The sequence below is a fragment of the Streptomyces sp. NPDC048523 genome (genome assembly GCF_043199815.1).
Lineage (GTDB): Bacteria > Actinomycetota > Actinomycetes > Streptomycetales > Streptomycetaceae > Streptomyces.
Genome location: NZ_JBICWQ010000003.1, coordinates 567,905 through 584,925, shown reverse-complemented (window position 1 = coordinate 584,925; position 17,021 = coordinate 567,905). Strand labels below are relative to the sequence as shown.

Sequence of the window (17,021 nt, the reverse complement as noted above, 5' to 3'; positions counted from 1 at the left end):
TCACTTGGCGGTCTCCTTGTCGCTCGCCTCGTCCTTGACCTCGGCCGCGTGTCCCGTCAGCGACAGGAAGACGTCGTCGAGGGTGGGCCTGCGCAAACCGATGTCGTCTATCTCGATGCCCCGGGTGTCGAGCTCGCGGATGACCTCGGCGAGCAGCTTGGCGCCGCCGGTGACGGGCACGGTGAGCTTGCGCATGTGGTCCTCGACCGTGGTGTCGCCCTTGCCGAAGCCGCGCAGGATCTCCGAGGCGGCCTGGATGTGCTCGCGCTCGTGCACGACGACCTCGACGCGTTCGCCGCCGGTGCGGGCCTTGAGCTGGTCGGAGGTGCCGGTGGCGATGACACGGCCGTGGTCGACGACGGCGATCTCGTGGGCGAGGTGGTCGGCCTCCTCCAGGTACTGGGTGGTCAGCAGCAGGGTCGTCCCCCCGGAGACCAGCTGTTTGATGACCTCCCACAGCAGTTGGCGGTTGCGCGGGTCGAGGCCGGTCGTCGGCTCGTCCATGAACATGACGGGCGGTGAGACCACCAGGGCGGCCGCGAGGTCGAGGCGGCGGCGCATACCACCGGAGTAGGTCTTGGTGGGGCGGTCGGCCGCGTCGGCGAGGTCGAACTGCTCCAGCAGTTCGGTCGCGCGGGCCTTCGCGGGCTTGGCCTTCATCTGGTAGAGCTGGCCGACCATCTGGAGGTTCTCGCGGCCGGTGAGGTATTCGTCGACCGCCGCGAACTGGCCGGAGAGTCCGATGGAGCGTCGTACGTCGTCGGGGCGCTTGAGGACGTCGATGCCGGCGACGACCGCCGAGCCGCGGTCGGGCTTGAGCAGGGTCGTCAGGCAGCGGACGGCCGTCGTCTTGCCCGCGCCGTTCGGTCCGAGGAGGCCCAGGACGGTGCCTTCCGGGACATCTAGGTCGACGCCGTCCAGAGCCTTTACGTCTCCGAAGGTCTTGACCAGGCCTTCGGCATAGATGGCGCCTGGCATATCAGTCTCCACGTCGTCGGGGATTCTTGGGAAAGCCTAGGTTTGTGCGGTTTCTTGCGCCCGTGCTTTTTCTACCGCGGGCGGTGTGAGCGATGGCACGAGACACACCATAACGCGATGTATCGCGTCTCTCAATGGACTTGCCCGAAAGAGTGAATCGGGTGTCCTGAAGGGGTGTGAAGGGGTCCCGACCTCAGTCGATGACCGTGTAGCCCGACTCGCGCAGGGCTCGGCCGACTTCGGCGCAGTGCTCGGGGCCCTTCGTCTCCAGGTGCAGCTCGACCTCCGCCTCCGCGAGCCCGAGCCGTGGATCGGTCCGGACGTGGCTCACGTCCAGGACATTAGCGTCGACCACTGACAACACCCCGAGAAGCGTCGCGAGGGCACCGGGCCGGTCCGTCAGCCGCAGCCGGACGGCCAGGTAGCGGCCCTGCGCGGACATGCCGTGCCGCAGGACCCGCTGCAGCAGCACCGGGTCGACGTTGCCGCCGGACAGCACGGCGACGACCGGCCCCTCGAAGGCGCCGGGGTCGCTCAGCAGGGCGGCGACCGGGCTCGCCCCGGCGGGCTCGACGACCAGCTTGGCCCGCTCCAGACACAGCAGCAGCGCGGCGGACAGCTCGTCCTCGGTCACCGTGCGGACCTCGTCCACGAGTTCGCCCACGATCCCGAACGGCACGTCCCCGGGCCGCCCCACCTTCATGCCGTCGGCCATCGTCGCCGGGTTCTCGATCGACACCGGGTGCCCGGCCGCCAGCGAGGGCGGATACGCCGCCGCGCCCGCCGCCTGCACACCCACGATCCGCACGTCGGGCCTGAGCGTCTTCACCGCGATCGCGACCCCGGCCGCGAGTCCGCCGCCGCCGATCCCGAGGACGATCGTGCGCACCTCCGGGCACTGCTCCAGGATCTCCAGACCGACCGTGCCCTGCCCGGCGATGACGTCCGGGTGATCGAAGGGGTGGATGAACACCGCGCCCGTCTCGGCCGCGTACTCCTGCGCGGCGGCCATGGTCTCGTCGACCACCTGGCCGTGCAGGCGCACCTCGGCGCCGTAGTGCCGGGTGGCGCTGATCTTCGGCAGCGGGGCGCCCTTGGGCATGAACACCGTGGAGCTCACACCGAGCAGCGTGGACGCCAGCGCGACGCCCTGCGCGTGGTTCCCGGCGCTCGCGGCCACGACGCCCGCGGCCCGCTCCTCGGGCAGCAGTCCGGCGATCCGGACGTAGGCGCCGCGGAGTTTGAACGAGCCCGTCCGCTGGAGGTTCTCGCACTTGAAGTGCACCGGCGCGCCCACCAGCCGGCTCAGATGGCGGCTGCCCTCCATCGCGGTCGTCCGCGCCACGCCCGACAGCATCTTCTGCGCGCCGCGCACGTCGTCGAGCGTCACCGGCGGCACGGGGTGGGCCTTGCGGTAGTTCATGACTCAAGTCTCGCAGTTCACACGCGCCTGTTCGCGCTGTGACCAACGTCCGAGACGGGTTTGCGCAGCGCTGGTACGGCCTGCCTCCCGGCCGCGTACTCTGTCCCCCAATTCAGCTGCCCCTTCATGAAGTGAGCCTCCGGCCATGCCCACAACACCTGGAATGTCGATGGACATGACGACCGTCGGTGACACCGGTCTTCTCGACACCCTGCAGCACGAGGTGGCGGTCTTCGCCCGTCGTGCCGAACAGACCCGGCTCGGCGGGGTGGGGCAGGTGCGCAACTCCATGGACCGCGCCGCGTACCTGCTGCTCAACCGGCTCGACAAGGAAGGTCCGATGGGCGTCAAGGCGCTCGCGGCGAGCATGGGCATCGACTCGTCGACGGTCACCCGGCAGGTGGCGCCGCTCGTCGACACCGGCCTGGTCAAGCGCACCTCGCACCCCGAGGACGGACGCGCGGTGGTTCTCCAGCTGTCCCCGCGCGGGCAGTCCCGGCTGGAGGAAGTGCGCTCCTCCCGGCGTCAGTTGATGGCCGAGCTGACACACGACTGGGCGCCGGAGGAGCGCGAGGCGTTCTGCACGCTCCTCACACGCTTCAACACCGCGCTGTCCTCCCGGATGGCCGCCCAGGGCGTTCCGGGACCGGAGGCGCAGTCCTCCTAGGCACGCGTGAGGCACGTATCAGGCACGCGTGAGGCACGCACGCGCGTGTGTACCGCCCCGCCTCTTGACCGGACGGCCGCGCCGGGCCTCATATGAGACCGGGTCCTTCGAGACCGGGTCAGGCGGGGAGGTGCGGTGCGGCAACGGCAGGTGGTCCAGAGCACGCGTCGGGCCCGGGAGTTCGAGGCGTTCGTGGCGGGCGCGGCCGGGCGGCTGCTGCACACCGCGACGCTCCTGACGGCGGAGTCGCCGCACGACAACCCGCGCGCGCGACGCCTGCTGACGCTGGCGCTCGCCCACACGTACGCGTGCTGGGACCGGCTGCGCGGCGAGGACCCCTACGACCGGGCCCGTCAGTATCTCGCCCTGCGCTTCGCACACGGGGCGTGGCGCCGCCACGGCGTTCTGCTCGGCGGCCGCCCGCACCCGTCCAGCCCGTTGTCCCGGCTGGCTCCCCAGGAGCGGCTGGTGCTGGTGCTGCGCCTCTACGAGGGTGTGGCCGAGGAACAGGCGGCGGCCCTGCTCGGCCTGCCGGCGGAACGCGTCCGCACGATCTGCGACCGGGCGACGGCGACCCTGCTGCACCCACCGCGTGGGCCCGCACCGGCGGTGGTGGGGGCGAAGGTGGCGGCGTCATGAGGCGGACGTCCTTGCCCGGGAGGTGCCCGTGAACCGGACCCAGCGCGAGGCCGCCGTACGGCAGCTCATGGAGCGCGGGACGCCACAGGTGCCGGCGGATCTGTGCGGGGACGCCGTGCGGCGGGGGTCGCGCATGCTGCGGCGCAGGTCCGCGGCGCGCCGGATCATGTGGCTGCTGCTGCTCGCCGCCAGTGTGGCGTTCGTGGTGTGGGCGCTGACCGCGCGCCCCTGGGTGGAGCCGCCGTCCACGACGACTCCACCGATGACGGGCTGGTGAGACGGGCCTACTTGGCCAGCGCCTGCTGGAGGTCGTCCAGCAGGTCGTCGACGTTCTCGATGCCCACCGAGAGGCGTACGAGGTCGGCGGGCACCTCGAGGGCCGAGCCCGCCACGGACGCGTGCGTCATCCGGCCGGGGTGCTCGATCAGCGACTCGACGCCGCCCAGGGACTCCCCCAGGGTGAAGATCCTGGCGCGGTTGCAGACCTCGACGGCCGCCTCCTCGCCGCCCTCGACCCGGAAGGAGACCATGCCGCCGAAGGACCGCATCTGCTTGGCCGCGACCTCGTGGCCGGGGTGTTCCTCCAGGCCCGGGTAGAGCACCTGCGTCACGCGCGCGTGCCGGGTCAGCATGTCGGCGACCTTCGTGGCGTTCTCGCTGTGCCGGTCCATGCGCACCGACAGCGTCTTGGCGCCGCGCAGCACCAGCCAGGAGTCGAAGGGCCCGGCTACCGCGCCCATCGCGTTCTGGTGGTAGGCCAGCTCCTCGCCGAGCGCCTCGTCGGCGCAGACCAGCGCGCCGCCCACGACGTCGGAGTGACCGCCCATGTACTTGGTCAGGGAGTGCACGACGACATCGGCGCCGAGCGCCAGCGGCTGCTGGAGGTAGGGCGTCGCGAAGGTGTTGTCGACGACGAGCTTTGCGCCCGCGTCCCGGGAGACCTGGGCGACGGCGGCGATGTCGGTGATGCCGAGCAGCGGGTTGGAGGGGGTCTCCACCCACACGGCCTTGGTCTTCGGGGTGATCGCGGCCCGTACGGCGGCCGGGTCGCTGGTGTCGGCGACCGACCACTCGACGCCCCAGCGGGCGACGACCTTCGCGAAGAGGCGGAACGTGCCGCCGTACGCGTCGTTGGGGATGACCACGTGGTCGCCGGGGCTGAGCAGCGTACGCAGCAGGCAGTCCTCGGCCGCCAGTCCGGACGCGAACGCGAGACCCCGGCGGCCGCCTTCGAGGGCGGCGAGGTTCTCCTCCAGGGCGGTACGGGTCGGGTTGGCGCTGCGGCTGTACTCGTAGCCGCCGCGCAGACCGCCCACGCCGTCCTGCTTGTAGGTCGAGACCTGGTAGATCGGCGGGACCACCGCGCCGGTGAGGGGGTCCGCGGTGTTGCCCGCGTGGATCGCGAGGGTCTCGAAGTGCTGACTGATGTGCCTGTCGCTCATGGGCTCCGAGGGTAGTCCGCCCGGAGCACCGATGACGGACGGCGGGCTCGGCACGGCCGTACGGCAGGGTTTTCCCCAGGCGTACGGCCTGCTCGCGGAGAGTTTTCCCCAGGACGTCCCGGCCGGTCCGTGGCGTTTTCCACAGGGCGCCGACCGGGTTGGGCAATTGTCGGCGGCGTCTGGAACTCTTGGGGCATGGAGATTCTCTGGGTCCTGATGGCGGCGGTCCTGCTGGGCTTCGTGCTGCTTCCGTTCCTGCGGCGTGGGCGGGGCGGGATCGAGCAGGTCCCGGCCGGCCACCCGGACGCCGCGGACCCGGAGGACTACGGCTTCGTACGGCAGGAGGAGCTGGACATCCGCATGCCCGGCCCCGACCAGGATCTGCTGGACGTCCTGGACCTGGTGCAGCGCACGCAGGACTACAAGGCCGCCGCACAGCTCCTGGCGGGCACCGAGCGGGAGGGCGAGCTGCGCTGGCAGCGTGTGCAGGCCTTCGCCGGGGCCGCCTCGCTGGAGCTGCGGCAGCGGCCGGGCGGGGTCAGCGAGGCACCGGGCGGGCAGTGGCTGCGGGTGTGGCGGGCCGAGCAGCCCAAGGACGCGGGCGGCGCGGCCGTGCACGCGGAGTTCCTGGTCCAGCAGGCGTGGCGGACGTCGACGCCGGGCACGGACGACTTCCGGATCATCATGGAGGAGGCGAAGGCGGCCTGCGGCGAGGCGGCACTGCTGGCTCCGGGAGATCCGGTCCCGTACCTCGTCGAGCTCTCCGTCGCGCGCGGACTGGCCTATTCCCGGGCCGAGTTCGAGCAGCTGTGGCTGAAGATCCTGGACCGCGCGCCGGCCCACATGGGGGCGCATCTGGCCGCGCTGCACTACTGGTGCGAGAAGTGGCACGGCTCGCGGGAGCTGGCGTACAGCTTCGCGGAGGCGGCGGCCGCCCGCGCCCCGCACGGCTCGCTGCTCGCCGCGATGCCGTTGTTCGCGGTCTTCGAGCATCTGCCCGAGGTCAATCTGGTCAGCGGTTTCTACCAGAGCGAGGTCGTGACCAAGGCGATCCACGGCGCGCTGCACGCCGTCCACTCCGCCCGCGCCGACGACCCGATGCTGGCCCATGTCCGCCACCTGCTGGTCTTCTTCCTGGTGCGCGGCGAACGCTGGGCGGAGGCCATGAACCAGCTGGTCCACATCGACGGCCACGTCGGCGCCCTGCCCTGGACCCTGTCCGCCGACCCGGCCGCGGAGTTCGCGATATACCGGGCGCTGGCGGTGGCGGGGTACGAGGCGAACGGCGGGAGCCCGGCGACGCTGACGCAGTGACCGCGCCGTCGTGACGGTACCGGGGTGATCCGGCGGGCGCGACGCCTTCGGGCCGACGGCGGGCTTGTCGGAATGCGGCCCGGCACGGAAACGTTCACGGTGCGGACACCCCTGTGTGACGCGCACGAACGAAGGAGCCCACGCCATGCTGTTCGGCCGTACGCCCGTCCTGCCCACCCGCGAGCAGGCGCTGCAGGGCCGCTCCGAGCCGGCGTACACGGTCCCCGACCGGCACACCGTCCTCGGCACCCCGCTGCTCGGCCCCTACCCCGAGGGCTACGGGATCGCCGACTTCGGCCTGGGCTGCTTCTGGGGCGCCGAGCGCACGTTCTGGAAGCTCCCGGTGGGAGTGTGGACGACGCTGGTCGGCTACCAGGGCGGCCACACCGAGAACCCCATGTACGAGGAGGTCTGCTCGGGCCTCACGGGCCACACCGAGGCGGTCCGCGTGGTCTTCGACCCCGCCCTCATCTCGTACGAGCGCCTCCTCAAGACCTTCTGGGAGTCCCACGACCCCACCCAGGGCTTCCGCCAGGGCAACGACGTCGGCACCCAGTACCGCTCGGCGATCCACACCCACACCCGCGAGCAGGCAGCGGTGGCCGAGGCCTCCCGCGCCGCCTACCAGAAGGCCCTCACGGCCTCGGGCCACCACCGCACGATCAGCACGGAGATCCTCCCCGCGGCGGGCCGACCCTTCTATCCGGCGGAGGGCTACCACCAGCAGTACCTGGACAGGAATCCGGGGGGTTACTGCGGGATCGGCGGGACGGGGGTCAAGCTAAGTGACCCGTCCGGGACGAACCAGGTCGCGGCTTGCCCAACAGGCATTGCTCCTGTTGGGGAGTAGGCGAGACCCTCCAGGCGGAGGCTACGAGGTTCGGCATGGCCCATCGCGGTTACCTGCGGGCCGGCCAGGGATACGACCCATCGTCAGATGGTCCGTCAGCGCGGCTTGACGTGGTCGTCAAGCCGCATTGGCAACCTCCTAGCTCTCCTCGGGTGACTCTTCCTGTACTGGTGCGCCATGGCCGATGGTCATGGACCAACGAACGGCTGAAGGTGCTTCGACCGAGGCGACGCCGTTTCGATCTGCCCCCGTCAGGTCAACCTGGTTGTGGTTGGTGCTGTTCTTGTCGGCGACGCATGGCTGTGAGAAGGAGACGTGTACGGACCGCACGACGACCTTGATCTTCCCTTCGCCCTGGCAGCTCACTGCCACAATGAGGGCGTCGCCTTTCCTGCCCTTGCTGTAGGCGATGCTGGCGTTCCCGCTGGTCATTTCCTGTCGGCCGGCGAGAGTCTCGTCGGCGTCCAGCTCCGGCGGCTTCAGCACGGAGGGTCGTGCAGTGTTCGGCGCGGCGGTTGCCGTTGCCGGGCTGGGCGAGGGGGATTGCCGAGGCTGCGGAGCCTGCCTGGTGTCCGGATGGTCTGTTGTGCACGCGGCGACGGGGAAGGCCACCGCAGCGCACAGGAGGCTCAGTCCTGCTGCACGGGTGCGGCGAGGCATATCAGTCCTTCCAGAGGCGGCGCGTAAAGGGTGAGTGGGATTGCTGCCCTTGCAGTTCTTCGGGCCAAGTCGGCAACTGATGCGATCATGCCAGTGCTGGGGATGGGCTACCGGCTTCCTCGCATTTCCTGAGGAAGCCGTGAGGTTCACCTGCGTTCATGAGCATCGTCGACGCAGGCGACAAGTTCCGATTCGTCGCCGAGGTAGGCGAATTCAACGCCGACCAATGCGTCTTCGTCCTCGACCCGGTCTCGACGGAAGTCAGGTAGTCCGACGGGCAGCCAATTCGTCGGCCTCCAGCAGCAGCACCGGCTGATCCACAGATCTTGACCGCTCCCCGCTCGATGCAGTCCGGCAGATGGCTGTGAGCGCGGCTGGACGTGGGTCATCAGGCAGCGTTCACAGGCCTGCGCCGCCGTGTGACCCGTGGATGATGGCCCCAGTTGCGCCCTGATCGCAGGTCAAGGACACAGGTGGGCCAGGACTTCTGCACTGGCGGGGTATCCCTGCTCCTGGGGGAGCAGTCCGGCGGCTGAGTCCAGTTCACCGTTCCTGACGAGTGCCTGGATCTCGTTGGCGAGCGGAGTCACGTCGCTGATCGACACGATCCACTCGTCCGCGTAGCGCGACGATGCCTCACCCGAGAGCCCCAGTTGCAGCGAGCGGTGCGGCAGCGGACGCAGGTGCAGATCGCGTTCGGGATCCCACTGGACACGGGCCGGTGCGCGCTTCAGGTCACGCTGCCAGGCGCCGCGGTCGGGATGCAGTCCGCGGACGTAACTCGACAGGCAGGCATGGCGCAGTGCCCAGTCGAAGCCGGCGCGGGTGATCTCGACGGCGAGGACGGTCTCCTGCCCCTCCTTCGTACCCCAGCCTGACCGGTACATCATCCACATGAAACTGGGTTTGATCCACGTCATGCGGCCGGGCTTCCACGCTGCCGGAAAACGACCGTCTCGGATGGCGGGCAGCCCGATCTCAGGGGAGTACGCCTGGTAGACGGTGATCGTGGACGCCGTATGGAGCGCGCGAATCCTGCGGAGCGGTTCTTCCATGGCGTACAGCGTGGGCTCGGTCAGCTCAGGTGACCACCGATTTTCGACCCGTTGCCCGATCCGACGGAGCACGTCGACCGCAAACGGCAGGCACTTGCCCGTATGGGCCAAGTAGCGTCCGGCACATGGAGCGTCATCTCAGTAAAGCCGTACTCGATGGACTGACGCGTCGGGCGCGGTCGTTCATCACCGCGCACAGCTTCAGGATCGACGTGCCGCCGGTCGGCCGGCTTGCGGAGCAGTGGCTTGCGCTCGGCGTCCCGCCGGTGGAGATCAACCGTGTGAAGGAGTATCAGGAGCGCTGGGGAGGTCTCGTGCTGCCTCCGGCTCCGCACTATGACGGTGGACCCAGGTATCTGGACTCCGATCTTCCGGAGGGTTCGCCGAACGAGGGATGGCTGTACCCGGCAGGGCCCGATAGGACCGCAACCCCCTACTCGTTCATGATCGGACCGGGCGGGGAGTTCGGGGTGTACGGCTATCGCTGGACGCCCCTGCACCGAACCGTCGAGGGGTGGGTGGAGTCCGTCGCTCTCGCCCACCATGCGTCGATGTGGGCGCAGCAGGTCACCAGAGTCACCGGCGATCGCGTCGATGAGATCGCTCTGGACGGCTTCGAGCCGGTCGCGGAGGTCAAGGGGATGACGGACAACTGGTGGAGGGGCAACGACTCCTTGGTCGCCCTGTACGCGGGAGAGGCCGAGTCCCTCTCTGCCCCCTCGTGCCGCACCATGTTGATTTACTCCGGTCTGGATGACTGGGGGCTCTGCGGAGGCGTACGGAGCCTTGGACACCGCCACGCGAAAGGGTCTGTGAACACGCCTTGACGTGGATCAAACCGTCGTTCCTGTGGATGATGTACCGCTGCGGCTGGGGCACCAAGGAGGGGCAGGAGACCGTTCTCGCGGTCGAGATCAGCCGTGCCGGCTTCGAGTGGGCGCTGACCAACGCGTGCCTGTCGGGCTACGCCCGCGGCACACACCCCGACCGGGCCACCTGGCAGCGTCAGGTGAAGCGCGCGCCGGCTCGCGTGCAGTGGGACCCGGAGCGAGATCTGCGGCTCCAGCCCCGGCCGTACCGTTCCCTGCAACTGGGCCTCTCCGGCGAGGCCTCACGACGCTATGCGGACGAGTGGACGATCGCCATCCGCGAGGTGACCCCGCGGCGTCGAGTCGAGGACGAACTTCTGGCCCACCTACGCGAATAGTGCCCCGCCTTGATTCACGCTCCGGGCTCCGGGCCGATTGACCTTGACACCGTGACAAGGCCTTCACTGCTTGTCGAGGAGGTGGTCTCGGTGGCCATGACGGAGCAGGGGCAGGAAGCGGTGCGGGCGCTCCAGGGGCTGGAGGACCGTCGTTCGTCCGTGCGGCTGCGGGCGGCGCTGGCGGTCGGGACGGCGCCGGATCCGCGGTTCGTCGACATGCTCGTCGAGCGCTGTGCGGTCGAGCCCGAGTTCTTCGTCCGGGACATGCTCACCTGGGCCCTCACCCGCCACCCGGTGTCCGTGACGCTCCCCGCGCTGCTGCGGGAAGTCGGCTCGGAGCGGGCGCAGGCGCGGAGCCAGGCGTTGCACACGCTGTCGAAGATCGGGGACCGGCGGGCATGGCCGGCGATCACGAGGGCGCTCCTGTCCGACCGTGACGACGAGGTGGCGCGCAGCGCGTGGCGGACCGCGGTCGTGCTGGTGCCGGAAGACGAGGAGTCCGCTTTGGCCGCCGTACTGGCGACGCAGTTGGGCCGTGGCGAGCGGGAGACGCAGCTGAGTCTCAGCAGGGCGCTGGTCGCGCTGGGTGAGGTCGCGCTGCCGGTTCTGCGTGCCGCGGCGACGGCCTCCGACCGGCGGGTGCGCACGCACGCGTTCGCCACGGAACGGCTGCTGCGCGACCCTGATGCCGGGTTCGAGTCCGCGATCGAGGAGGCGAAGCGCGCGGTGGCCCTCGGCGGGGACGGTGAGAAGGGATGACAGGGCGTGCTGATCGGTGAGGTGGCGCGACGGTCCGGGGTCAGTGCCCGCATGCTCAGGCACTACGAGTCGCTCGGCCTGCTGCGCCCTTCGGGTCGTACGGGTTCCGGCTACCGGGAGTACTCCGGCGACGACATCCGCCGGATCTTCCACATCGAGAGCCTCAGGTCGCTGGGACTGTCGCTGCGCGAGATCGGGCGCGCACTCGACGACCCCGGCTTCACGCCCTCGGCGCTCGTCGACGACCTCCTCCGTCAGACGCGCGAACGCATCGCCGCCGAGACCGAGTTGCTCACGCGGCTGCGCCGGATCGATGCCGCGGAACCCGCCGGCTGGGAGGACGTGCTCCAGGTCGTCGTGATGCTTCGGGCGCTGGGGTCCAAGAGCGCCGCCGACCGTCAGCGTGCCGCCCTGTCCTCGGTCGACGAGATCCGCGTGCCGGTGGAGGCCCTGGTCGAGGCGGTTCTCGAGGAGAGCGATCCGAACGTCGCCGGAGCCCTTCGGTGGGCGCTGGCACGATCCGGCGACGGCGGCACGGCACTGCTGGTGGAGGGCCTCGGCTCACCGTCGGCCGCGGTACGGGAACGTGCCGCCCGGTCCCTCGCCGAGATCCCCGGCGAAGAGTCCACCGCCGGGCTGCGTGCGGCTCTCGCGGACCCCGATGCCCTGGTCCGCGGCCAGGCGGCACTGGCACTGGGGACACGTGGCGTGGCCGATGCCGTTCCCGCGCTCATCGACATGATCGTGGCGGGGCCGAACGACACCGACGCGGCCGACGCGCTGAGCGTGCTGGCGAGCGACACCGCGACGGCGGACCGGATCGCCACCGGGCTCGTCGACCGCCTCTCCCACGAGGCCACCGAGGAGCCCGCCCGCGCCCGGCTGACCCAGGCGCTGGCGGACATCCCGGGCGCTACGGCCGTACGCGCCCTCGTGGAGCTGTCGTACGACGGGGACCGTGCCGTCGCGCTGACCGCGACGTATCTTCTTCGGCTGCGCGAGGCACGCTGACGGATCTCCCCGCGGCCGAGCCGGCCTGCGGGCCGCCTCGCGGTCAGCCCTCCGCGCGGGCCGGCAGCCGCCATCCCGGCCGGGGGAAGTGGCAGGTGTATCCGTCCGGGTAGCGCTGGAGGTAGTCCTGGTGCTCGGGCTCGGCCTCCCAGAAGGGGCCCACCGGCTCCACCTCGGTGACGACCTTGCCCGGCCACAGACCGGAGGCGTCGACGTCCGCGATCGTGTCCTCGGCGATCCGCTTCTGCTCGTCGTCCACGTAGTAGATCGCCGAGCGGTAGCTGAGGCCGATGTCGTTGCCCTGGCGGTTCTTGGTGCTCGGGTCGTGGATCTGGAAGAAGAACTCCAGGAGCGTGCGGTAGTCGGTCTGCTCGGGGTCGAAGAGGATCTCGATGGCCTCCGCGTGCGTGCCGTGGTTGCGGTACGTGGCGTTCGGCACATCACCGCCGGTGTATCCCACCCGGGTCGCCGTGACGCCCGGCAGCCGGCGGATCAGCTCCTCCATGCCCCAGAAGCATCCGCCCGCCAGCACGGCCCTGTGTGTCTGCGCAGCCATCGCTGTCCTCCCATATCTGCTCGCTCGGGCCGCTCGGCCGGCCGACCGCCGGCATCCCCTGCCCACTCCCCCACAACGCGCGAGGGTGCCGGGCGATTCCACGGCCGACCGCCTGACAACCGCTGACGCAGCCATGGTGCCGGTGTGACGTGAGTACCCATAGGGTGCCCCCGTGACTGCGAACCTGAGTTCTACGAGAACCCGCGCAGCGCTGCGCACGTCGGCGCGGGCCTCCGCGGAGCTGCTGCTCATATTGCTGATGCTCACGGTGAGCCTGTGGGTGCTGGGCCGGATGTGGTCGGTGGTGTGGCCGCTCGTGATCGGTCTGCTGCTGACCACGCTGACCTGGCCGCCGACCCGCTTCCTGCTGCGCCGCGGGTGGAAGCCCGCTCTCGCCGCGTCGACGGTGACCGTGCTGTTCCTGCTGGTCGCCGCGGGGATCGTGGCACTGATCGCGGTGCCGGTGGCGTCCCAGTCCGGCCAGTTGACCGACGGGGTGGTGGACGGCGTCCAGAAGGTGCGCGAGTGGGCCGCCGGGCCGCCGTTGAACATCGGTGACGCCCAGATCGACAAGGCCTTCGACTCCGCGGTCTCCCGAGCGCAGGACGGTCTCGGCAGCATGGTCGGCGCTGTCGTCACGGGAGTGAGCACCGTGGTGAACGGCCTGGTCACCGCCGTACTGGCACTGTTTTTGATGTTCTTCTTCCTCAAGGACGGCCCGCGGTTCCTGCCGTGGCTCGCCCGTCAGCTGCCCGGCCGGCTCTCCACCGACGTCCCGACCGTGGCCGCGCGCGGCTGGGACACGCTGGGTTCCTTCGTGCGTTCCCAGGCGGCCGTCGGCCTGATCGACGCCGTCCTGATCGGCCTGGGTCTGTGGATTCTGGGGGTACCGCTGGTGCTCCCGCTGGCGGTGCTGACCTTCGTCTCCGCGTTCGTGCCGATCATCGGTGCCTTCTTCGCCGGTTTCGTCGCGGTTCTCATCGCGCTGGTCTCCAACGGCCTGACGGACGCGCTGATCGTGCTGGCCATCATCGTGGTGGTGCAGCAGCTCGAGGGCAATGTGTTCCAGCCCATGATCCAGAGCCGGGGACTCGGCCTGCACGCGGCGGTGGTCCTGCTGATGGTGACCCTGGGCGGCAACCTCGCCGGAATCGTGGGGAGTCTGCTCGCGGTACCGGTCTCCGCGCTGATCGCGGTGATCTGGGACTACGTGCGCGAGCAGCTCCAGGAACCGTCACAGGATCCGGGCGGCGAGGGGCCGGAGACCGGTATCGCCGCCCCGTCCTGACGAGGGGTCCCGTGCCCCGCCCCGCCGAACCCCGGGTGTCAAGCATTTCGACCCCGTTGAAAAAGAACCGCGCCCGCCGCCTTCCCGACCTACGATCGCCCGCATGATGATTCCGCGGATATTACGGATGATCGTCGTGCTCGCTGTGGCCCTCGCCGGAGCGATCGGGGGTGCTGTGGGGACGGCACAGGCCGAGGACAGCCCGTCCTCGTCCGACCGGCAGCTGTTGTTCTACAACCATTCCTACGGGGTTTTCGACCGGGAGACCGCCGACGCCATCGAACACTCCGACTACCTCAGGGACTTCGCCAACTTCCAGGTCCGCACCACGACCGGGACCGGCGGACAGACCTGGACCGGCCGCTACCTGATGGGCCGCGAGACCTATCTCGAACTGTTCGGAGTCGGTGACATCGCCGGCCAGGACGGCACCCTCGGCTCCGCCGGACTGGGCCTGTCGACCGAACGGGACGGCGACCTGGCGACGGTCACCGAACGACTGAAGAGCGAGGGGGTCGCCGACCCCATCGAGTTCCTCCAGACCCGGGACCTCGGTGACGGTGTGCCCGTGCCGTGGTTCGACGCCATCCTCACCACCACCGAGTACGACGCCTTCGGGGCCTGGGCGATGGAGTACCGGCCGGAGTACTTCGCCGATCCCCGCAGCAACACCGAGCCGGCGAGCTTCCCCGGTGACGTCGGCCGAGAGCGCGTCCTGTCCGACGACTACCGCAACCACCTGATGCGTGACGTGACCTCCGTGCGCATCGCGGTCACCGAGGGCGACCTCGCCGACACCGTGCCGCTGCTGCGGGCGGGCGGGTTCGCCGTCAAGACCGTGACGGGCGGTGGCGTCATCGCGCAGGGCGGCGGCACCACGATCCGGCTCGACGCCGTCCCGCGCGAACAAGCGGGCTTCCAGCGGGTCGAGATGTCGCTCAACCGGCCCGTGAAGGACCGCCACGTGGAGCAGCTCGGCCACTCGACCCTCACGGTCGGCCCCGGCAGCCGCGCGGTGTGGACGTTCGCGGCGAACGGCACTCGGTAGGCCTTTGGACAGTGGGTGCGCCCTCTCGCCCGAGGGGGCGCAGCCCCACGCCCCGCGCCGAGCCGGGGGCGGCATCCGGATCACTCCAAGTCGGCATGTCTGCCAGGCTGGTTCGATGATGTGCACCGTGACGCAGAGCCGATGACTTCCGCTGTCGACGCCGAGTACCTCTCCGCGCTCCGGCAACGGCAGTGGCCCCAAGGCCCGCCCGTCGCTCATGAGTTGCGGAGCCACTACCCCGACCGCTGGGTCCGTTTCCACAGTCTTCCCGGGTCCAAGCGCTACCCCGCGACGGAGGAGGAGTACGGCGTCGTCCTGCACCGGTACCACGCCGTGCTGGAGGAGCTCTTCGCCGGAGGCGAGGTGTACGTCGTGACCGTGGGGTGGTCCTGGGAGCCCGACGGGCCCGAACTCGCGGAGCGGCGGCCCGAGGTGCACCCGGACGGGACACGGTGGATGACCTTGGCCGACGAGGACGTCTCCGACCCCGAGACGCGTTCCTGCACGCCGACGACGTGCTCGCCGGGGTGTTCGTGGCGGACACCGGGATGCGGCACATCCATCATCCCTACGACGGTGGCGCGGACGTCGTCCTCGCGTCGGCCGGCGAACGGGACCGGCTGCGCGAGCGGTTCGGCGCATGGGTGTCCCCGAACGCCTCCGGACTGTGAAGCCGCGTAACCAGCAGCATGCCGGTGGAGGCCCTGGCCCGGAAGCGTCAGCCCCCGCTGCCGTACGGCCGCGTCAGGAGACGCCCCGGCCCGCGTCGTCGTGGTTGATCTCGCCGGGGCGGGTGGTGGAAGGCGTCTGACGGCCCCGGCGGAGGGCCGCACGCCGACGAGTCCCAGCAGGCGGCCGCACGCTGAAAGGCCCCGGCACAAGACCGGGGCCCTTCGTTCACGTCGTTCACACCGTGCGGGTCAGATCGTCGACGTGTCGATCACGAAGCGGTAGCGGACGTCGCTGTTGACGACTCGCTCGTACGCCTCGTTGATCTCCGACGCGGCGATCAGCTCGATCTCGGCGCCGAGGGTGTGCTCCGCGCAGAAGTCCAGCATCTCCTGGGTCTCGGCGATGCCGCCGATCGCCGAACCGGCGAGGATCTTGTTGCCGCCGATGAGGGAGAAGAGGTTGATGGCGACCGGCTCCTCGGGGGCGCCGACGTTGACCAGCGCGCCGCCCGTCTTGAGCAGGCTCAGGTAGGCACCGAAGTCGAGGGGCGCGGAGACCGTGGAGAGGATGAGGTCGAAGGAGCCGGCCAGCTCCTTGAACGTGTTCTCGTCGCTGGTCGCGTAGTAGTGGTCGGCGCCCAGCTTCAGGCCGTCGTCCTTCTTGCGCAGGGACTGGGAGAGGACGGTCACCTCGGCGCCCAGCGCGTGCGCGATCTTGACGCCCATGTGGCCGAGGCCGCCCAGGCCGATCACGGCGACCTTCTTGCCGGGACCCGCGCCCCACTGCTTGAGCGGGGAGTAGGTGGTGATGCCGGCGCACAGCAGCGGCGCGGCCTCGTCGAGGGCCAGGCCCTCGGGGATGCGGACGACGTAGTTCTCGTCGACGACGACCTTCTCGGAGTAGCCGCCGTAGGTGGGCTCGCCGTCCTTGCCGATGCCGTTGTACGTGGGGACGTTGCCCTGGGTGCAGTGCTGCTCGATGCCGGCCTTGCAGTTCTCGCACTCACCGCACGAGTCGACCATGCAGCCGACACCCACACGGTCGCCGACCTTGTACTTGGTGACGCCGGGGCCGACCTCGGAGACGACGCCCGCGATCTCGTGGCCCGGGACCATCGGGAAGATGGCCTCGCCCCAGCCCTCACGGGCCTGGTGGATGTCGGAGTGGCAGATACCGGCGAACTTGATGTCGATGAGGACGTCGTGTTCGCGGACCGCCCGGCGCTCGATGGTGGTGCGCTCCAGGGGAGCCTTCGCGGCGGGGGCGGCGTATGCGGCGACAGTGGTCATGCCGGGGGTTCTCCTAGCGAGGGGGTTCGTGCCCGGCTGCCTTCTGTCCATCCGTCCGGGCACGCTGTACAGAGTGCCCCACGCATGACGATCCACCCAGGCCACAGCTTTGCGTACGTCCACTGGTCCTACTACTGGCGGGGACAGGATGGTGAGCGTACGA

At 70.0% G+C, this 17,021-nt stretch carries 20 protein-coding genes; 13 read left to right on the top strand and 7 right to left on the bottom strand.

Annotation, left to right across the window (positions count from 1 at the left end):
- Together ACGFWE_RS18540 and ilvA are read right to left on the bottom strand one after the other, a co-directional pair.
- Positions 1–978 carry an ATP-binding cassette domain-containing protein gene (locus ACGFWE_RS18540; RefSeq protein WP_393600481.1) on the bottom strand — a complete coding sequence of 326 codons (978 nt, stop codon included), beginning with the start codon at positions 976–978 and terminating at the stop codon, positions 1–3.
- A gap of 193 nt (positions 979–1,171) precedes the next feature.
- Positions 1,172–2,401, bottom strand: coding sequence for a threonine ammonia-lyase (ilvA, locus tag ACGFWE_RS18535; protein WP_352388989.1), 1,230 nt, complete (start codon positions 2,399–2,401; stop codon positions 1,172–1,174).
- A 163-nt stretch (positions 2,402–2,564) separates the two neighbouring features.
- Here ilvA and ACGFWE_RS18530 point away from each other — a divergent pair, with 163 nt between their 5' ends.
- The 3 genes from ACGFWE_RS18530 (at position 2,565) to ACGFWE_RS18520 (ending at position 3,984) form a co-directional block, all read left to right on the top strand.
- Complete coding sequence (locus ACGFWE_RS18530; RefSeq protein ID WP_209440215.1) at positions 2,565–3,068, top strand: MarR family winged helix-turn-helix transcriptional regulator; 504 nt, start codon at positions 2,565–2,567, stop codon at positions 3,066–3,068.
- Between the two features lie 135 nt (positions 3,069–3,203).
- Complete coding sequence (locus ACGFWE_RS18525) at positions 3,204–3,707, top strand: sigma factor-like helix-turn-helix DNA-binding protein (protein WP_352388990.1); 504 nt, start codon at positions 3,204–3,206, stop codon at positions 3,705–3,707.
- 28 nt (positions 3,708–3,735) lie between these two features.
- Positions 3,736–3,984, top strand: a complete 249-nt coding sequence (locus ACGFWE_RS18520; protein WP_352388991.1) for a hypothetical protein — start codon at positions 3,736–3,738, stop codon at positions 3,982–3,984.
- A gap of 7 nt (positions 3,985–3,991) precedes the next feature.
- Here the strand turns inward: ACGFWE_RS18520 and ACGFWE_RS18515 are convergent, their stop codons facing one another.
- Complete coding sequence (locus ACGFWE_RS18515; RefSeq protein ID WP_352388992.1) at positions 3,992–5,149, bottom strand: cystathionine gamma-synthase; 1,158 nt, start codon at positions 5,147–5,149, stop codon at positions 3,992–3,994.
- A 195-nt stretch (positions 5,150–5,344) separates the two neighbouring features.
- On the opposite strand from ACGFWE_RS18515, the gene ACGFWE_RS18510 reads away from it, so the two are divergent.
- Complete coding sequence (locus tag ACGFWE_RS18510; RefSeq protein WP_393600480.1) at positions 5,345–6,463, top strand: hypothetical protein; 1,119 nt, start codon at positions 5,345–5,347, stop codon at positions 6,461–6,463.
- Positions 6,464–6,608: 145 nt separating this feature from the next.
- Entirely contained in the window at positions 6,609–7,313 is a 705-nt protein-coding gene (gene msrA, locus ACGFWE_RS18505) for a peptide-methionine (S)-S-oxide reductase MsrA (RefSeq protein WP_393600808.1), read from the top strand.
- Between the two features lie 138 nt (positions 7,314–7,451).
- Here the strand turns inward: msrA (ACGFWE_RS18505) and ACGFWE_RS18500 are convergent, their stop codons facing one another.
- Positions 7,452–7,799, bottom strand: a complete 348-nt coding sequence (locus ACGFWE_RS18500; RefSeq protein ID WP_352388994.1) for a hypothetical protein — start codon at positions 7,797–7,799, stop codon at positions 7,452–7,454.
- Positions 7,800–8,131: 332 nt separating this feature from the next.
- Between ACGFWE_RS18500 and ACGFWE_RS18495 the strand changes: the two genes are divergently transcribed.
- Positions 8,132–8,242, top strand: coding sequence for a DUF4839 domain-containing protein (locus ACGFWE_RS18495; protein ID WP_352388995.1), 111 nt, complete (start codon positions 8,132–8,134; stop codon positions 8,240–8,242).
- A 192-nt stretch (positions 8,243–8,434) separates the two neighbouring features.
- On the opposite strand, the gene ACGFWE_RS18490 is transcribed toward ACGFWE_RS18495, so the two are convergent.
- Positions 8,435–9,028, bottom strand: a complete 594-nt coding sequence (locus ACGFWE_RS18490) for a DUF4291 domain-containing protein (protein ID WP_393600479.1) — start codon at positions 9,026–9,028, stop codon at positions 8,435–8,437.
- Between the two features lie 125 nt (positions 9,029–9,153).
- On the opposite strand from ACGFWE_RS18490, the gene ACGFWE_RS18485 reads away from it, so the two are divergent.
- The 4 genes from ACGFWE_RS18485 to ACGFWE_RS18470 all read left to right on the top strand — a co-directional run bounded on the left by ACGFWE_RS18485 (position 9,154) and on the right by ACGFWE_RS18470 (position 12,005).
- On the top strand, positions 9,154–9,855 hold the full coding sequence (locus ACGFWE_RS18485; protein WP_393600478.1) for a hypothetical protein: 702 nt from the start codon (positions 9,154–9,156) through the stop codon (positions 9,853–9,855).
- Positions 9,795–10,235 (top strand): DUF4291 family protein, encoded by a 441-nt coding sequence (locus tag ACGFWE_RS18480; RefSeq protein ID WP_393600806.1) that lies wholly within the window; start codon positions 9,795–9,797, stop codon positions 10,233–10,235. The genes ACGFWE_RS18485 and ACGFWE_RS18480 overlap by 61 nt, the downstream gene beginning before the upstream one ends.
- A gap of 96 nt (positions 10,236–10,331) precedes the next feature.
- On the top strand, positions 10,332–10,994 hold the full coding sequence (locus tag ACGFWE_RS18475) for a HEAT repeat domain-containing protein (protein WP_393600804.1): 663 nt from the start codon (positions 10,332–10,334) through the stop codon (positions 10,992–10,994).
- A gap of 6 nt (positions 10,995–11,000) precedes the next feature.
- A complete protein-coding gene (locus ACGFWE_RS18470) occupies positions 11,001–12,005 on the top strand; it encodes a MerR family transcriptional regulator (protein WP_393600477.1) in 1,005 nt (334 codons plus the stop codon).
- Between the two features lie 43 nt (positions 12,006–12,048).
- Here the strand turns inward: ACGFWE_RS18470 and msrA (ACGFWE_RS18465) are convergent, their stop codons facing one another.
- Positions 12,049–12,561, bottom strand: coding sequence for a peptide-methionine (S)-S-oxide reductase MsrA (gene msrA / locus ACGFWE_RS18465; protein ID WP_352388999.1), 513 nt, complete (start codon positions 12,559–12,561; stop codon positions 12,049–12,051).
- A 172-nt stretch (positions 12,562–12,733) separates the two neighbouring features.
- Here msrA (ACGFWE_RS18465) and ACGFWE_RS18460 point away from each other — a divergent pair, with 172 nt between their 5' ends.
- From ACGFWE_RS18460 to ACGFWE_RS18450, 3 genes are all read left to right on the top strand, one after another.
- Positions 12,734–13,849: an AI-2E family transporter gene (locus ACGFWE_RS18460; RefSeq protein ID WP_352389000.1), complete on the top strand. Its 1,116-nt coding sequence runs from the start codon at positions 12,734–12,736 to the stop codon at positions 13,847–13,849.
- Between the two features lie 127 nt (positions 13,850–13,976).
- Positions 13,977–14,897: a DUF5829 family protein gene (locus ACGFWE_RS18455; protein WP_352389263.1), complete on the top strand. Its 921-nt coding sequence runs from the start codon at positions 13,977–13,979 to the stop codon at positions 14,895–14,897.
- A gap of 515 nt (positions 14,898–15,412) precedes the next feature.
- Positions 15,413–15,568, top strand: coding sequence for a hypothetical protein (locus ACGFWE_RS18450; protein WP_393600476.1), 156 nt, complete (start codon positions 15,413–15,415; stop codon positions 15,566–15,568).
- Positions 15,569–15,817: 249 nt separating this feature from the next.
- Here the strand turns inward: ACGFWE_RS18450 and ACGFWE_RS18445 are convergent, their stop codons facing one another.
- Positions 15,818–16,858: an NAD(P)-dependent alcohol dehydrogenase gene (locus tag ACGFWE_RS18445; RefSeq protein ID WP_393600475.1), complete on the bottom strand. Its 1,041-nt coding sequence runs from the start codon at positions 16,856–16,858 to the stop codon at positions 15,818–15,820.
- Positions 16,859–17,021 lie beyond the last annotated feature (163 nt).

Coding starts and splice junctions, on each gene's coding strand:
- ilvA (WP_352388989.1), bottom strand. CDS start 2,401: ATGAACTACCGCAAGGCCCACCCCGTGCCGCCGGTGACGCTCGACGAC.
- ACGFWE_RS18540 (WP_393600481.1), bottom strand. CDS start 978: ATGCCAGGCGCCATCTATGCCGAAGGCCTGGTCAAGACCTTCGGAGAC.
- ACGFWE_RS18495 (WP_352388995.1), top strand. CDS start 8,132: ATGAGCATCGTCGACGCAGGCGACAAGTTCCGATTCGTCGCCGAGGTA.
- ACGFWE_RS18475 (WP_393600804.1), top strand. CDS start 10,332: ATGACGGAGCAGGGGCAGGAAGCGGTGCGGGCGCTCCAGGGGCTGGAG.
- ACGFWE_RS18455 (WP_352389263.1), top strand. CDS start 13,977: ATGATCGTCGTGCTCGCTGTGGCCCTCGCCGGAGCGATCGGGGGTGCT.
- ACGFWE_RS18530 (WP_209440215.1), top strand. CDS start 2,565: ATGTCGATGGACATGACGACCGTCGGTGACACCGGTCTTCTCGACACC.
- ACGFWE_RS18445 (WP_393600475.1), bottom strand. CDS start 16,858: ATGACCACTGTCGCCGCATACGCCGCCCCCGCCGCGAAGGCTCCCCTG.
- ACGFWE_RS18485 (WP_393600478.1), top strand. CDS start 9,154: ATGGAGCGTCATCTCAGTAAAGCCGTACTCGATGGACTGACGCGTCGG.
- msrA (WP_352388999.1), bottom strand. CDS start 12,561: ATGGCTGCGCAGACACACAGGGCCGTGCTGGCGGGCGGATGCTTCTGG.
- ACGFWE_RS18490 (WP_393600479.1), bottom strand. CDS start 9,028: ATGGAAGAACCGCTCCGCAGGATTCGCGCGCTCCATACGGCGTCCACG.
- msrA (WP_393600808.1), top strand. CDS start 6,609: ATGCTGTTCGGCCGTACGCCCGTCCTGCCCACCCGCGAGCAGGCGCTG.
- ACGFWE_RS18510 (WP_393600480.1), top strand. CDS start 5,345: ATGGAGATTCTCTGGGTCCTGATGGCGGCGGTCCTGCTGGGCTTCGTG.
- ACGFWE_RS18515 (WP_352388992.1), bottom strand. CDS start 5,149: ATGAGCGACAGGCACATCAGTCAGCACTTCGAGACCCTCGCGATCCAC.